This window comes from Pseudomonas sp. KCJK8993 (assembly GCF_046230915.1).
Lineage (GTDB): Bacteria > Pseudomonadota > Gammaproteobacteria > Pseudomonadales > Pseudomonadaceae > Aquipseudomonas > Aquipseudomonas piscis.
The window spans coordinates 74,826-90,877 of the sequence record NZ_JBJJLO010000012.1 but is presented as its reverse complement, the minus strand read 5'-3'; the positions used below and the strand labels follow the sequence as shown (position 1 = coordinate 90,877).

The window sequence follows — 16,052 nt, the reverse complement described above, 5'->3', positions numbered from 1 at the left end:
GGTCTAGCTTTCAGCCTGGTCACCGTTTCCGCACAAGGATGTCTTCCATGTCCCAAGAGCTTGCCACCCGTTACCCCCTGGTCCTGGTGCCCGGCATGCTCGGTTTTGTCCGCCTGCTGCTCTACCCCTACTGGTACGGGATCATCCCGGCCTTGCGCCAGGGTGGCGCCCAGGTGTTCGCGGTACAGGTCTCGCCGCTCAACTCCAGCGAGGTGCGTGGCGAGCAACTGCTGGTACAGATCCAGCGGATCCTGGAGCAGACCGGCGCCGCCCGGGTCAACCTGATCGGCCATAGCCAGGGCGCGCTCACGGCGCGCTACGCGGCGGCCCGGCGGGCGGACCTGGTGGCTTCGGTGACGTCGGTGGCGGGCCCCAACCACGGTTCCGAGCTGGCGGACTACCTGCAGCGTCATGCGCCGGCCCACAGCTGGCGCGGACGCATGCTGAGCCTGCTGCTGCGTGGGATCTCGGCCTTGATGACGCTGCTGGAGACCGGCTATCGCGGGCCGAAGCTGCCGGCGGACATCCATGCTTCGCACCAGTCGTTGACCAGCGAGGGCGTGGCCCTGTTCAACCGCCAGTATCCACAGGGCCTGCCGACGACCTGGGGCGGGCAGGGCGCGGAAGAGGTCGCCGGCGTGCGCTACTACTCCTGGTCCGGCACCTTGCAGCCGGGCAAGACCAATCGTGGCGGGAACTTGCTGGACGGCTCGAGCCGCAGTTGCCGGTTGTTCGCCCGGACCTTCGTGCGCGAGGCCGGGCAATGCGACGGCATGGTGGGGCGCTACAGCTCGCACCTGGGAATGGTCATCGGCGACGACTATCCCCTGGATCACTTCGATATCGTCAACCAGTCCCTGGGGCTGGTGGGCAAGGGCGCCGAGCCGATCCGCCTGTTCGTCGAGCATGCCCGGCGCCTGAAGGCGGCCGGGCTTTGAGCCGCTGGTTCTTCAGGCTGCACGCAGGCGCGAGCCCAGCTCCCGGGTCCAGCGTTCGGACAGCACCACGCCGCCCAGGGTCAGGACCCCGCCCACCAGGTGGAACCAGGCCAGTTGCTCGCGCAGCACCACGGCGGCGATCAGCGCGGTGACCAACGGCAGCAGGTTGAAGAACAGCGTGGTCCGGCTCGGCCCCAGGCGTATCACGGCTTGCATCCAGGCCAGTGGCGCGAGCATCGAGGCCAGCAGGCAGGCGTAGAGCACCAGTGGGATGTTCTGCAGGGTCGGGCCGACTTTCGGCGATGCCAGGAACAGCGGCAGCAGCACCAGCACCGCGACCAATACCTGCAAGTACAGCAGTACCAGGGGGGGCAGGCGCAGCTGCCACTTCTTCAGCAGGGTGCTGTACACCGCATAGGCCAGGGTGGCCACCAGCATCATCGCGTCGCCCAGGTTGACCCCGTGCTGCAGCAAGCTGGCCAGGCTACCGGAGGACACCACCACCAGCACCCCGGCGAAGGACAGCACCGCGCCAACCAGGGCCCCGGCGGTCAGGCGCTGACCCAGCACCGCGATGGCCATGGCCAGGGACATCAGCGGCATCAGCGAAAGGATGATGCCCATGTTGGTGGCCGAGGTCTGGATGGCGGCGAAGTAGGCCAGGCTCTGGTACACCGCCATGCCCAGTACGCCGAGGACGAAGATGCGGCCAAGATTCGGGCGGATCACCGGCCAGTGGCGCCGCACCGGCCCGAGCATGAACGGGGTGAACAGCAAGCCCGCCAGCAGCCAGCGATAAAAACCGATCTCCGCTGGGAAGATGGCCCCCACCGCGAGTTTGTTGACCACGGTATTGCCGGCCCAGATGAAGACGGCCAGTAATGGATAAGCGTATTGCATGGAGACAGCCAGGAAGTGAATGAGGGCTGATTATCCTCCTGTCCGGATCAGCGCCTATACTGCGAACCGGACAACCCGCCCCTGTATCCGGACAGCATGAGCAAAAAACACATCGATCTGTTGGACTTCCACGGCCTGCCCGCGCCGGTGTACTTCCGCTATGCCGACTTCGCCGCCCACAGCCATGCCCTGGAGCACCGCCATCCCTGGGGCTGCCTGGAGTATTCGGCCCATGGCGTGATGCACATGGAGATCGCCGGCCAGCGCTTCATGTCCCCGCCCCAGTACGCGGTCTGGGTGCCGCCCTACACCGCCCACAGTTTCTATAGCAGCCAGCCGATCAACTATCGCGCGGTGCTGCTGGCGCCGGAGTTGTGCCACGACCTGCCGCGGCAGGGTTGCACCTTGAGCATCAGCGAGATCCTCAAGGCGATCCTCAAGGACTTCGCCAGCCGGGACGTGCAGATCCCCGAGGGCGCAGCCGACCAGCGCCTGGCCCAGGTACTGCTGGACCAGTTGCGCCAGGCTCCGGTGCATACCTGCTTCCTGCCCTATGCCAACCACCCCGACCTGTCGCGGGTACTCCAGGCGCTGCAGGCCGAGCCGGGCAACAACCAGCCGTTGGCCTACTGGGCGCAACAGGCCCATGTCAGCGAGCGGACCCTGGCCCGGCAGTTCGTGCGTGAGCTGGGCATGAGCTTCGGCGAGTGGCGCCAGCGCCAGCGGTTCCTGGCCGCGATCCAGGCCCTGGAGAGCCACCGCAGCATCCAGGAGATCGCCTTCGACATGGGCTACAGCACCGCCTCGGCGTTCATCGCGATGTTCCAGCGCCACGCCGGCTGCACCCCCGAGCAGTACCGCCGGGCGGGCCTGCAGAACAGGTGAAGGTGTAACAGGCTTTGTCTACACTGCCTGGGAGGCCGCGCCCATCGGTGCGGTGACAAGGAGAAAACTCCATGAAGATGTTGCGTATCCCGTTGCTGATGGTGGGCCTGCTGCTGTGCTCCCAGGGTTTTGCCGCCACCGCCCAACAGAACAAGATGACCACCTGTAACACCGAAGCCACCGCCAAGAGCCTCAAGGGCGATGAGCGCAAGGCCTTCATGAGTACTTGCCTCAAGGCTGCGCCGGCCGCCGCCGCGACGCCTTCCACGCCCCAGGAAAGAATGAAATCGTGCAACGCCGACGCCACGGCCAAGGCGCTCAAGGGCGATGCGCGCAAGACCTTCATGAGCGACTGCCTGAAGAAAAAATGATCGCGGCTCGATGGGGGCGGGGCGCCGAGAACCCGCTGGGTCCTGGCCCTCATCGAGGTCCGGCGCTATGGGCCTGCCATAAACCTCCATCGTTTCAATTAGTTAGCTAAAGATTTACCGTTCGTCGGTTTTTTAGGGGGTTGCCCGATTTACATTTAGAATTCATGCCCTTCAAAAACAGGCGCCTGGATGCGCCGTACGGACCTTCCCCAGTGTCCGTTTCAAGGGAATGACGGCATGCCACGTTTTGGCTGGTTGAAGCCTGTTGTAGCGTTTTGTGCTCTATCTGGTTCTTTTGTCGTTTGCGCCGAGCCTTTCCAGACGCCGGGCGACCGCGACCTGATTCGCGATCGCCAGCAGCAATTGCTGCAGGAGCGGCAACGACGCCTCGATGAACTCCAGCAACTGCCTGGCAAGACCTTGCCCGCCGAACCGGCTCCCCAGCCTGGCGAACAGCGCTGCTTCACCATCAGGACCGTGGTCCTCAAGGGTGCCGAACACCTGAGCGCCGCCGACCAGGAGCGCCTGATCGCCCCCTATCGCGATCAGTGCCTGTCGGTCGCGCAGATCAACACTTTGCTCAAGGCCATCACCCACCACTACCTGCAACTGGGTTATGTCACCACCCGGGCCTACCTGCCGGCCCAGGAGCTGGGGGCCGGGCAACTGACGATCGTGGTGGTCGAAGGGCGCCTGGAGAGCCTGGACAGTTCTGCCCTGGCCAGTTCCCGGGAGCTGGCCATGGCCTTTCCCGGCTCCACCGGCGAGGTGCTGAACCTGCGGGAGCTGGAGCAACTGGTGGATCAACTGAGCCGCCTGCCGTCGCGCCAGGTCGAACTGGAACTGGCCCCCGGCGCGCAGCTCGGCGATAGCCGGGTGGGGCTCAAGGGCGAGCGCCTCAAGCCCTGGCGGCTATCGGCGACGCGCAACAACAACGGTGACAAGAGCACCGGCGAACAACAGATGGGCCTCGGCCTGGATTGGGACAGCCCCCTCGGGCTGGCGGACCAGTTGAGCCTGCGGGCCAACCAGGACGCGGTCAGCGACCGCTGGCGCCATTCCGACAACCAGAGCCTGTTCTACAGCCTGCCCTGGGGTTGGTGGACCTTCAGCTACTCCTATAGCCAGAGCTACTACCGCACTCGCAACGACGCCACCGGCTTCAATTTCTCCATGGACGGCCTGAGCAAGAACCAGCAGTTGCGGGCCGAGCGCGTGCTGCACCGGGACAACCTCAGCAAGACCGGCATGAACCTGGGGATCAGCCACCTGCGGACCCGCAACTACATCGATGACAACCTGATCGATGTCTCCAGCAACCGCATCACCGAAAGCCAACTGGGCTTCAACCACGGGCGGCGCATCGGCAACGCCCTGGTCAACGCCGACATCGGCTGGCAGCAGGGCATCGGCGCCCTCGACGCCCAGGCCAGCGGGCATCCCCGCGGCAGCGAGCCGGTGGCGCGCTACAACAAGTACAGCCTGACCCTGAGCTACCTGCAGCCCTTTCGCCTGTGGGACGAGAACTTCAGCTTCGACAGCATGGCCACCGGGCAGCGTAGCGAAGACCCGCTCTTCAGCCCCCAGCGCATCAGCCTCGGCGGCCTCAACTCGGTGCGTGGCTTCCAGGACCAGACCCTCTCCGGCAACAGCGGTGGCTACTGGCGCAACCAACTGCGCTGGCGCCGGGCGGTGACCTGGCAGGCGCTGCAACCCTTCGTCCAGGAGTACGGCCTGGCCTTCGCCTACGACGTCGGGGCGATCAAGGGCGATCGCTACAACCGCGACGCCAAGGGGCGCCTGAGTGGCAACGCCATCGAGCTCAATGCCCGCGGCCAGTACCTGGCGGCATCGCTCAGTTTCGCCCGCTCCCTGGAGCGACCGGCAATTATCGAGAGGCGAGAACACCCGGTGTACTTCCGGGTAGACCTGTTCTTCTGACTCTGCTCAACCGTTAGTGGATGGATGATTTGTACATGGACGTACGCAAGCCTTTTGCCCAATGCATTGCCTTGTCGCTGTCGGGGATCCTGTTCCTCAACCCGATCATCAGCGTCGCCGCCGAGCTGGCCCTGGACCCGGCGGCCGGTGGCAATGCGACCATCGGCGCGGCGGGTAACGGCGTGCCCATCGTCAATATCAACGGGGCCAATGGCAGCGGCTTGTCCCATAACAAGTTCAGCGAATACAACGTCGGCAGTAACGGCCTGATCCTCAACAACGCCACCAATGCGACCCAGAGCACCCAATTGGGTGGCTACATCCTCGGCAACCCCAACCTCAAGGGCCAGGCGGCGCAGGTCATCCTCAACGAAGTCACCGGCAGCAACCGCAGCAAGCTGGCCGGCTACACCGAGGTGGCCGGGCAGTCCGCCCGGGTCATCGTCGCCAACCCCCATGGCATCACCTGCAACGGTTGCGGCTTCATCAATACCCCGAGGGCGACCCTGACCACCGGCAAGCCGGTGATCGAAGGCCAGCGGCTCGACCGGTTCCAGGTCGAGGGTGGCGATATCAGCATCGAGGGCGCCGGGCTCAATGCCAGCAATATCGACCAGTTCGACCTGATCACCCGCAGCACCAAGCTCAATGCCAACCTCTACGCCAAGAAGCTCAACGTCATCACCGGGCGCAACGACGTCAAGGCCGACGACCTGAGCGTCACGGCCCGCGACGGCGAGGCCGAGGCCAAGCCGGAGCTGGCCATCGACAGCTCGGCGCTGGGTGGGATGTATGCCGGGGCCATCCGCCTGGTGGGTACCGAACGGGGCGTGGGGGTGAACATGTCCGGGGACATGGCCGCCAGCACCGGCGATATCCAGATCGACGCCAATGGCAAGGTCACGGTAGCGGGTATCAGCGCCAACCAGGCCATCGCCGTGAAGGCCCGGGACATCGATCTCAAGGGCAAGGCCTATGCCGGTACCGAGGCGACCCTGGAGGCCAGCGAGCAGGTCCAGGTACGCACCAGCCTGGCGGCCCGTGACCGGGTCCAGGTGGTGGACGCCGCGCAGGTGGTCAACCACGGCATCATCGAGGCCGGGGTCAATGCCGACAACAGCCGCAACGACCACGGCGAGGTCAAGCTGGTCGCCGGCCACCTGGAGAACCGTGGCGATGTCCTGGCCAGTCGCAATCTCGACCTCACGGCACGCCAGGTCCTGAACAACCAGGGCGGGGTGATCCAGGGGCCCAAGGTGCGGGTCAACGCCGCACGAGTTCTCAACCAGGGTGAACAGGCGCGGCTGCTGGCCCAGGGCGAATTGGTGCTCAATACCCCGGCCATCGCCAACCTGGGCGGCCTGATCCGCTTCGGCGACCGGCAAGCCGTGGACCTGGCGCTCGATAGCTTGAACAACGATGGCGGGCGCCTGGAGGTGGCCGCCGCGGGGTTGACCGTCAAGGCCCGCGAGGTGAGCAACCAGAAGGGCTCGGTGATCGCCGACACGCTGCACATCGGCGCCGACCGGCTGGATAACCGGCAGGGCCTGATCGGTGCCAGCCAGGCCGCAGCGACCTTCGTCATTGCCGAGCAGCTCAACAACAATGCCGGCCGGCTCCAGGCCCAGACCCTGCTCAAGACCTCGGGCGGCGAAGTACTCAACCAGGGTGGCAAGCTGCTCGCCGACCAGGTCACGGTGGCCGGCAAGCGCCTGGACAACAGCCATGACGGCCTGGTCAGCGCCGAGCAGGGCGCTTTGCACCTGGAACTCGAGCAGGATCTGCTCAACGCCAGCGGCAAGCTCCAGGCCACCTCGCGGCTGGACCTCAAGGCCGCCAGCGTCGACAACCACAACGGGACCCTGCACGCCCCGCAACTGATCCTCGGCAGTGCCGGCAAGCTCGACAACCAGGGCGGCACCGTGGATGCCGGCAACCTGGAGCTGCGGGTCGCCGATGTCGATAACCAGGGCGGCCTGCTGCAAGGCAAGGAGCACCTGCTGCTGGTGGCCAGGGACTTGGCGAACGACCAGGGCCAGGTCATCGGCAACGCGGTGGAGGCCACCCTCGACAGCCTCAGCCAGAACCAGGGCGGGGTGGTGAGCGCCGAGGCTGGCAAGCTGACGCTGACCGTCACCCAGCACCTGAACAACGCCCTGGGCCATCTGCAGGCCAAGCATGGCGACGTGCAGCTCAAGACGGGTGGGTTGGCCAACCGAGGTGGCGTGGTGGTGGGCAACCAGGTGCAGGTCAGCAGCCATGGCTTGCTGGATAACCGTGGCGGGCAGTTGGTGGGGGATCGCCTGGCCATTGGCGCCCAGCGCCTGGACAACCGCGAAGCCGGCCTGCTGGCGGCGGGCAACGATGGCTTGAAACTGACCCTGGAGGCCGACGGCGCGACCCAGGGCCAGTTGTTCAACAGCCAGGGCCGCCTGCAAAGCGACGGTCATCTGCAACTGAGCGGTGGCCAGTTGAACAACGCCGGCGGGGTGCTGCTGGGTAACAGTGTCGGGATCGACGCCGCAGGCCTGGACAACAGCGCCAAGGGCGCGGTGGTGGCCAAGGCCGGTGCCGTGGAGTTGGACCTGAACAACGGCGTGCTGGACAACCGCGGCGGCACCATCGAGGCCGCCGAGCAGAAGCTGCGCGCCAGCCAGCTGGCGCTGCTGGACAACCAGGGTGGCACCCTCAAGGGCAAGCGCCTCGAGGTCCAGGGCACGACCCTGGACAACCGCCAGGGGCAACTGCTGGCCGGCGCCGACGGCTTGAGCCTGGTGGGTGGTCGTCTGAAGAACAGCCAGGGCCTGGTCCTGGCCAAGGACGGTCATGGCGAGATCGCCCTGGGCCAGGGCGCCCTCGACAACCAGGGTGGCACCGTACAAGGCGCGTCCCTGGGCGTGACTGCCGGAACCCTGGACAACAGCGCCCTGGACGGCAAGGCCGGATTGATCAGCAGCCAGGCCGGCACCCTCAAGCTGGTGGTGGACCGCCTGACCAACCAGGCGGGCAAGCTCTACGCCAATGGCCTGCTCAAAAGCACCGGGCAGGTTATCGACAACCGCCTGGGTGGCCAGATCAGTGCGCAGCAGCTCGAGCTGAACGCTGCGGCCAACCTCTACAACCAGGGCGGCCTGGTGGAGTCGGCCGGTTCCCTGCTACTGGTGGGCGGCAACCTCGACAACAGCGCCGGCGGTCGCGTCCGGGCCCTGGCTGGCGAGCAGAGCCGGATCACCCTGGGCGGCGTCTTGAACAACCAGGGCGGCAGCCTGGCCCTGGGTTCCAGCGCCCTGGCACTGAGTGCCGGGCAATTGAGCAACATCGGTGGTGCTGTCGAACATGCCGGTACCGGCCTGTTCAAGCTCGACCTGGGTTCGCTGTCCGGCGCCCAGGGGCGCATCACTGGCCTGGGCCATGGAGACTGGGATATCGGTAGCGTGGATCGTAGTGGGCTGATGCAGCTCAACGGTGCGCTGGACCTGAGCACCGGCGGCGATCTCACACTCAATGCCGGTGACCGCATCGCCAGTGCCAGTGGCCTGCGCCTGGGCGCCGCGACGCTGAACAACGCTGGCGAACTGGCCAGCGATGGCTACCTGACCCTGGACCTGGCCGGCAACCTGAACAACAGCGGCCTGTTGTCTTCCAAAGGCAAGCTGACCATCGGCGCCGGCGACCTGAACCAGAATGGCGGGCGCACCGCCAGTGGCGGCGATACCGAGCTGAACCTGCGTGGCACGCTGGACAACCTCGGCCGGCTGATCGCCAGCCAGAATCTCTACGCCTCGGCGGCGCAGATCAACAACCGTGGCACCCTCGGCGCTCTGGGCCAGGTGCAACTGCGCTCCGGCAATGGCATCGGCAACGGCGCCGATAGCCTGATCTACAGCGGCACCGACATGCTCCTGCGGGGCAACAGCCTGAACAACAGCTACGGCGACATCTACAGCGTCGGCAACCTCAGTTTCGCCGCCCGCGACGGTGGCCGCGCCAGCTTGCTGAGCAACCGCTCCGGGACCATCGAGAGCGAAGGCGACATGCACCTCGACATGGCGACCCTGGAGAACGCCATGGACTGGTACAAGACCAGCCAGAGCATCAGCAAGCGCTTTATCGAGATCAACTGCACCGACTGCTCCGGCCGTCATCACACCGCCACCTACATCGTCAACACCACCTACCAGGACGTGATGGGCGACCATGCGGCCGCGGCCCGGCTGGTGTCCAACCGTGACCTGACCATCAATGCCGACACGGTGGAGAACCAGCAGAGCCTGATCGCCGCCAACCGCAACGCCTCGGTCACGGCCACCAACTTCTACAACCGGGGCCTGACCCTGGACGAGCGGGTCGAGAGCATCAGCTACTACCTGAAGAGTGTGAGCAAGGGGGCGTTCCGCGCCGCCGAGCGTGCCACCAACGCCTGGAATGCCGCTAACCGCGATCGTGCACCGGGCCAGCAAGACCCGCTGCCGACGGTGGTGACCCGGTATCCGCAACTGGAGCCCCATACCGTGGTCCGCCCGGGTACCCAGACCGCCTACGCCGCTACCCTGCAGGCCGGGCAGCGCCTGGACCTGAACGTCAGCGGCAACCTGGAGAATGGTGTACTGAGCCAGCAGACCCGGGCCCAGCTCACCGGCCAGACACTGCAGAACAGCCTGTCCCAGGTGGGCGGCCAGGTGATCACGGTCAACGCGCAGAGCTCCGCCGCCGCCAACCAGGTGGCCAAGGACGTGCAGCGAGTCGAGCGGGTCGCCGCCGATGGCACGACCCAGGTCAGCTTCGTTCCGGTGGACTTCGCCGGCGTGCCTTTCGCCGCCGTGGACCCGACATCGCTCTCCAGCTTCCGCGTGCCCCAGGGAGAGTACGGCCTGTTCGTCAAGAGCCAGAACCCGCAAGGCCGCTACCTGATCGAAACCAATCCGACCTTTACCGACCTCTCACGCTTCATGAGTTCGGACTACATGCTCGGCCACCTGAACTACAACGACGATAAGACCTGGCGCCGCCTGGGCGACGGGCTCTATGAGACCCGGATGATCCGCGACGCGGTGCTGGCCCAGACCGGGCAACGCTTCCTGGCGGCCGGATTGACCAGCGACTACGACCAGTATCGCTACCTGATGGACAACGCCATCGCTTCCAGGGACCAGCTCAAGCTCAGTGTCGGTGTGTCCCTGACTCCGGCCCAGGTGGCTTCGCTGACCCACGACATCGTGTGGATGGAAACCCGCGAAGTGCAGGGTGAGAAAGTGCTGGTGCCGGTGCTGTACCTGGCCCAGGCGGAAAGTCGCAACCTGCGCGGCGGCAGCCTGGTACAGGGGCGCGACATGCACCTGATCGCCGGGGGCGACCTGAGCAACGTCGGTACCCTGCGCGCCAGCAACGACCTGAACGTGAACGCCGGGGGCAGCCTCTACCAGGGCGGCCTGATCGAAGCCAACGAGCGCGTCAGCCTGATGGCCCAGGACAGCGTGCGCAACGCCCTGGCCGGCGAGATCCGCGGCAACCAGGTCAGCGTCAGCGCCATCAAGGGCGACATCCTCAACGATCGTACGGCGGTGGCCGTGGGCTATGGCTCCGGCAGCCGGACCATCCTCGACCAGGGCAGCCAGATCAGCGCGCGGCAGACGCTCGACCTCAGCGCCGGCCGCGACCTGACCAACAAGGGCCAGATCGCCAGCGCCGGCGATGCCAAGCTCAGCGCCGGGCGTGACATCGACCTGCTGGCGGTGCAGGACCATACCTTCACCCAGAGCGCCATCCGTCGCGGCCTGGTGACCAAGGACACGGTGCAGACCCTGGGTTCCAGCGTCAGTGCCGGCGGCAACCTGCAGCTGGAGGCTGGACGCGATCTGGCGGTGGTGGCGAGCAAGGTCGATGCCGGCCATGACCTGTCGCTCAATGCCAAGCGCGACATGGTCATCGCCTCGGCCCAGGACGAGCAGTCCTCGACCTTCTACCAGAAGAAGAAAGGCTCCTGGGGCAAGAGCAAGACCACGCGCAGCGCCGACTCCTCGACCACCAACGTGGCCTCCGAGATCAGCGCCGGGCACGACCTGATGGTCAACGTCAGCCAGGACAAGGACGGCCGCATCAGCCTCAACGGCGGCCGCGACGTGACCGTGGTCGGCAGCCAGCTCAAGTCCGGCAACGACCTGCTGGTGGGCGCCACCCACGATGTCAGCCTGGTTTCGGCCCAGGAGCAGCAGGACAGCTCCTACAGCCAGAAGAAGAAAGGCAGCTTCGGTTTGAGCAAGAGCGGCAACAGTCGCAATTCCAGCAGCACCACTCAGGTGGGCAGCGAGCTCAGCGCCGGCAACGACGCGGTGATCATTGCCGGGACCAACGTCAACCTGTCGGCCAGCTCGATAGAGGCCAAGCGCGACGCCGAGCTGCGGGCCGGGCTGGTCGACAAGAGCGGCGACATCAACCTGATGGACGCCGCCGACACGTCCAGCAGCCACAGCGAGAAGTACAAGAGCAAGGTGGGCCTCTCCACCTCCGGAGGCTTGCTCTCCATTGCCTCGTCGAAGAAGTCGGGGCAGGAGCAGCAGCAGAGCCAGAGTGTCGGCAGCGTGGTCAGCGCCGGGCGCGATACCACCCTGCAGGCGGCCCGGGACGTGAACATGATCGGCAGCACGGCGGCCGCCGAACGTACCCTCAACGTCGGTGCGGGGCGCGACATCAATGTCCTGGCCGGCAGCAACAGCCAGGACCAGAGCCACTGGAAGTCCGAGAAACACACGGGCGTGAGCCTGCAGAGTGATCGCAATGGCGTCACTGCATTCCTGGGCAATGAGGCCCTCAAGAAAAAATCCCGTGATGCCCAGGAAACCGTGGCGCCGAGCCAGTTGCTGGCCGGACAGGATGCGACCATCAAGGCCGGTCGCGACCTGACCCTGGAAGGTTCGCGGGTGGATGCCAAGCGTGACCTCAACCTGCAGGCCGGGCATGACATCAACATCGACGCCGGCAAGGAAACCTTCATCGAGGAGCGCAGCAAAAGCCGTGAGCGCAATGGCCTGACGGTCAATGTCAGCCATAACTTCGGCAATACCATGGACGCCCTCAAGGGCACCGGCAAAGGCCAGGACAACGTGAGCAAGGCGTCCAGCGTGCTGAGCACCGTGGATGCGATCAACCAGTTCACCTCGGGTCCCACCACGGCTACCCATTTGGGCTCGTCCAGCCAGTCCAGCAGCTCGCGGCAGGAGACCCACGGCAACAGCCCGAGCAGCCTGGGCGCCGGGCGCGATATCAGCGCGGTGGCCGGCAACGACATCAGCATCCGCGGCGGGCACTTCGATGCCGGGCGCGACATCACCCTGGCCGGACGTGATATCACCGTCGATGTGGCCCGTGGTTCGGTGGCTGAAGAGCGCAAGAACAGCCGCAGCCAGACCGGGATCAACGGCCAGAGTGGCGGCGGTAGCGCTCGCGCCGGGATCGGCGGCAGCCATGGCACGGCGAGCGAGCAAATGAGCCAGGGCACCAGCACGCCATCGGTGCTCCTGGCTGGGCGCGACGTCAGTCTCGAGGCCAAGGACAACCTGACCCTGGTGGGCACCCAGGTGCAGAGCGGGCGCGACATCGACCTCAGTGCCGGCAAGGACCTGACCATTCGCGCGGCGCAGAACGACTCCAGCGCCGAGTCCAAGCGGCGTAGCGGTGGTGGCGAGGTGGGCCTGGCCGTGGGCGGCAAGGACTTCATCTCGGTCTATGCCAGCGTCGACATGGGCAAGGGCAAGCTGGAGCGCGAGGGCCAGGCCCAGCAGAACGCCAACCTGGTGGCCGGCGACCAACTGCGCTTCAGCAGCGGCAAGGACACCACCATCGCCGGTGCCACCCTGCGTGGTGGCGAAGTCATTGGCCGGGTCGGTGGCGACCTGACGGTCTCCTCGGTGCCGGACACCGGCAAGGTCAGCGGCAAGGAAATGGATGCCAGCGTCACCGTGAGCATCGGCCTGGGCGGCGGTGGCAGCGTCAGCGGCTCCCTGGGCCTGGGCAAGACCACCGGCAAGACCAACTGGGTGCAGGAACAGACCAGCATCACTGGCCAGAACGGCGTGGATATCCGTACCGAGAACCACACCCAGCTCGACGGCTCGGTGATCTCCGCCGACAACGGCAAGCTCAAGCTGGACACCGGCACCCTGGGCTTTCGCGATATCGCAGGCCAAGACAAGGAGCACAGCTACTATCTGAATGCCGGTGGCACCTTCGGCTGGGGCGCTGGCGACGGGGCCAAGGCCACTGGTGGCAAGGACGTGGCCTTCACCACCGACAAGAGCCAGGAAGGCCGGGGCAAGACCGGCAGTTCCGGCTGGAGCGTCAGCGGCTACGACTACCGCAAGGACCGCGAGCAGGAGGTGCGCGCCACCGTGGGCGCCGGCAGCATCGTGGTGCGCAACGATGCCAAGACCGGCCTGGACTCCACCAGTGGCCTGAATCGCGACCTGTCCCGGGCCTACGAAATCACCCGTGACAAGGAGAAGCGTACCGACCTGTATGTCTCGCAATCATCCCTGGATTCGGCGAGCCATCCGTTGCAGACCCTGAATCAATGGAAGGAGGGGATGAAGAACTATGGCAAGAATGCCTCCGATGCCTTCACCCAATACGGCAACCTGACCGCCGCGGCGGACAAGGCCGTGGCCGATAACCCGTCGTTGCTGCCGCTGGCCTGGGTGCCAGGGTTGTTGGAAACCGTGCTCGACAAGGCCGGTAAATATACCGGTGGTGTCATGCCTGGCGTGGAGAACCACGGCGGCCTGATCACCCAGGTCCCGACCCTGATCACCGGTGACATGCGTTTCTACCAGGTCAAGAGCCAGTACCAGTACGAGGCCGATGGCAAGACCATCAAGATCGATGCCGATGGCAAGCCGATGATCACCCAGGTTCCGAACCTGATGGAGATCGAGCGACCTGCCGGCGATGGCGCGATCTTCACCAACGGCATCCAGAACTCATTGCTGGCGGCGCTGGTCAACGGCTCGATGCAGACCGGATCGGACACCTTCACCCAGGCCTACAACCCGGAGCACGGTTTGCTCGGGGACCTGGTCGAGTCGTTGTGGGACGTGGCTCTGGGAGGCACGGTGCGTTCCGGCACTGCCCAGCAGTTGCACGACTTCTTCCAGGCCGGTGTCGATGACAAGTTCAAGCTCGACATTACCGGCCACAGCCAAGGGGGGCTGTTGACCTACCGGGCCATTTCGGGAGTGGACTTCAATCTCAATGGCAAGGTCGGCAGCATTCAGCTTTCCGGAGCTCCGGTCGCCTCGGCGGACTTCTTCCAAGCAGCCAAGGATGCCGGTTTCAACATCGAGGATGGAGCTTTCTTCCAGGTGAACCGGCCTAATTCGAAGACCTTCTTCGGGATGTTGCCGGTTACCGATACGGTTTCGGACCTCCTGGGCTTCAACGCTGTGCACTCTTCCGAGCCTGTGGCCCGGTTCTTCGGCTCCTTGGCCACCAGTACCCAGTTGTTCCAGGCCTCCAGCCCCCACTCGAACTACCTGTGCGTATCCAAGGCCTTGTGTGGCGACAAGCCCAATGCCTTGCAGGACCAGTTCAAGGGCAACTCGCGCTACATTACGCCGACGTTGATCGACGCCAATGGCAACCATGGGCGCATCCCGGATCCTGCGAACAAGACCAACAACCTATGAGTTTGAACAAAGTACTGGGGGCCTGCTTGTCGATGCTGCTGTTGAGTGGTTGCGGCAAGCCGTCCCTGGTCTACGAGAACCAGCGTCTCGATTCGCGGATGCTGTGTACCGAAGGGGCGAAGCGCGTCACCCTGACCCAGCGTTATTCCTTCGATCTGCCGGAGCCTTTCCGGCATACGGAGTGTGGAACGCTCAGCAGCGGTTTCACTTACCGTAAAGGTGATGATGCGCTGTCCGTCGGGACCTCGGGCACCTTCGTCTATGGGAATGTCCAGGTCACGGCGGGGTCGCTTTACATGGGAGTCGACAGCTTCCTAAGTGGCAAGGGCGATGGACTGCTGTATCCCAAGGATGTGTTCGCCAAAGCCAAGCTGGCTGCGCTGGCGTTACCGGGGAGCGGGTTCCAGCCCAATCAGGTGGACTGGGTCACCCGTGGGGGATATCAGTGCCTGCGATTCTACGAGTCGTGGAAGGGCCAGGCGGTGGGGCTACAGGAGGATGAGGTCAAGTACTGGTGCTGGGAAGGCGAGAGTGGTCTCAAGCAACCCTTCTATGTGCATGCCGGGCAGCGCATGCCGTTGGGTGCCAAGGGCTACGATCTGGACCAGACCTTCATCCTGCCATTTTTCCACAGCTTGAAGATCAATCCCTTGCCGGAGTCGGTGCTGGCAGCATCGCAACGCAAGTTGCAGGAGATTTGCGCCCATGCGAAGTCTCGCTACGACCAGGGGCTGCCCTGGGGCAGCGATTATCCGGATAAACGCCTGACCCTCACCGAGTTGCATTACTGCGGCTACGACGTGCCCTTGCCTGACCTCAAGGCACCGACGCCATCGGACGGCATAAGGAAATGAACATGCGTCAGTACTGGATGATCGCCGGGTTGCTCCTGGCAATGGGGGGTTGTGCTTCGCAACCGGCGCAAAAGAGCCAGGAAGCGGTGTTGGCCGAAGTGGCGAGCCTGATGTCCCGGCAGGGGCAGGCCAGCGGCCAGCCGCCTTCGTTGCTGGTTACCCGGATCAACAGCCACGGCCTGCTGGCCGATCGTGTGACGATCGCGGCGGGAGGCGGGCAGGACCGTATGAATGTGCGTGAGCTGTTCGCCCAGGCTGCTGCCAGCGGCGACGCCCGGGTGGTGATCTTCGGCGCCAACCCGGCCCTGGACCAGGCGATCGTTGCTGGCGCGCTGAGCGAACAGCGTTTTCCCGGCGTCTGGCTGCTCTTCGTCGGCGAACCGGAGCAGTCCCGGCAGATGCAGGCCAGCGCCGAAGCAGCGGGCCTCAGGTACTGGTTCATCAGCCGCTACCAGTGACCCTCCGGACGTCTTCCACGGCTGGCTG

Annotated in this window: 8 protein-coding genes; 7 read left to right on the top strand and 1 reads right to left on the bottom strand. The window is 65.2% G+C overall.

Features of this window, described 5'->3' with window-relative positions; all coding sequences use genetic code 11:
- Positions 1–47 precede the first annotated feature (47 nt).
- Positions 48–938: a triacylglycerol lipase gene (locus ACK6AU_RS06565; protein WP_185697545.1), complete on the top strand. Its 891-nt coding sequence runs from the start codon at positions 48–50 to the stop codon at positions 936–938.
- 12 nt (positions 939–950) lie between these two features.
- Here ACK6AU_RS06565 and ACK6AU_RS06560 read toward each other — a convergent pair whose 3' ends face one another.
- A complete protein-coding gene (locus ACK6AU_RS06560; RefSeq protein ID WP_185697546.1) occupies positions 951–1,838 on the bottom strand; it encodes a DMT family transporter in 888 nt (295 codons plus the stop codon).
- Between the two features lie 96 nt (positions 1,839–1,934).
- On the opposite strand from ACK6AU_RS06560, the gene ACK6AU_RS06555 reads away from it, so the two are divergent.
- The 6 genes from ACK6AU_RS06555 (at position 1,935) to ACK6AU_RS06530 (ending at position 16,024) form a co-directional block, all read left to right on the top strand.
- Positions 1,935–2,723 carry a helix-turn-helix transcriptional regulator gene (locus tag ACK6AU_RS06555; protein WP_185697547.1) on the top strand — a complete coding sequence of 263 codons (789 nt, stop codon included), beginning with the start codon at positions 1,935–1,937 and terminating at the stop codon, positions 2,721–2,723.
- A 71-nt stretch (positions 2,724–2,794) separates the two neighbouring features.
- Positions 2,795–3,094, top strand: coding sequence for a PsiF family protein (locus tag ACK6AU_RS06550; protein WP_022642011.1), 300 nt, complete (start codon positions 2,795–2,797; stop codon positions 3,092–3,094).
- A gap of 237 nt (positions 3,095–3,331) precedes the next feature.
- On the top strand, positions 3,332–5,035 hold the full coding sequence (locus ACK6AU_RS06545) for a ShlB/FhaC/HecB family hemolysin secretion/activation protein (protein ID WP_409298356.1): 1,704 nt from the start codon (positions 3,332–3,334) through the stop codon (positions 5,033–5,035).
- A 35-nt stretch (positions 5,036–5,070) separates the two neighbouring features.
- Positions 5,071–14,712: a hemagglutinin repeat-containing protein gene (locus ACK6AU_RS06540; protein ID WP_409298354.1), complete on the top strand. Its 9,642-nt coding sequence runs from the start codon at positions 5,071–5,073 to the stop codon at positions 14,710–14,712.
- Positions 14,709–15,566: a hypothetical protein gene (locus ACK6AU_RS06535; RefSeq protein ID WP_260497910.1), complete on the top strand. Its 858-nt coding sequence runs from the start codon at positions 14,709–14,711 to the stop codon at positions 15,564–15,566. The genes ACK6AU_RS06540 and ACK6AU_RS06535 overlap by 4 nt, the downstream gene beginning before the upstream one ends.
- A 2-nt stretch (positions 15,567–15,568) precedes the next feature.
- On the top strand, positions 15,569–16,024 hold the full coding sequence (locus ACK6AU_RS06530; protein ID WP_260497911.1) for a hypothetical protein: 456 nt from the start codon (positions 15,569–15,571) through the stop codon (positions 16,022–16,024).
- Positions 16,025–16,052 lie beyond the last annotated feature (28 nt).

Coding starts and splice junctions, on each gene's coding strand:
- ACK6AU_RS06550 (WP_022642011.1), top strand. CDS start 2,795: ATGAAGATGTTGCGTATCCCGTTGCTGATGGTGGGCCTGCTGCTGTGC.
- ACK6AU_RS06560 (WP_185697546.1), bottom strand. CDS start 1,838: ATGCAATACGCTTATCCATTACTGGCCGTCTTCATCTGGGCCGGCAAT.
- ACK6AU_RS06540 (WP_409298354.1), top strand. CDS start 5,071: ATGGACGTACGCAAGCCTTTTGCCCAATGCATTGCCTTGTCGCTGTCG.
- ACK6AU_RS06555 (WP_185697547.1), top strand. CDS start 1,935: ATGAGCAAAAAACACATCGATCTGTTGGACTTCCACGGCCTGCCCGCG.
- ACK6AU_RS06545 (WP_409298356.1), top strand. CDS start 3,332: ATGCCACGTTTTGGCTGGTTGAAGCCTGTTGTAGCGTTTTGTGCTCTA.
- ACK6AU_RS06535 (WP_260497910.1), top strand. CDS start 14,709: ATGAGTTTGAACAAAGTACTGGGGGCCTGCTTGTCGATGCTGCTGTTG.
- ACK6AU_RS06530 (WP_260497911.1), top strand. CDS start 15,569: ATGCGTCAGTACTGGATGATCGCCGGGTTGCTCCTGGCAATGGGGGGT.
- ACK6AU_RS06565 (WP_185697545.1), top strand. CDS start 48: ATGTCCCAAGAGCTTGCCACCCGTTACCCCCTGGTCCTGGTGCCCGGC.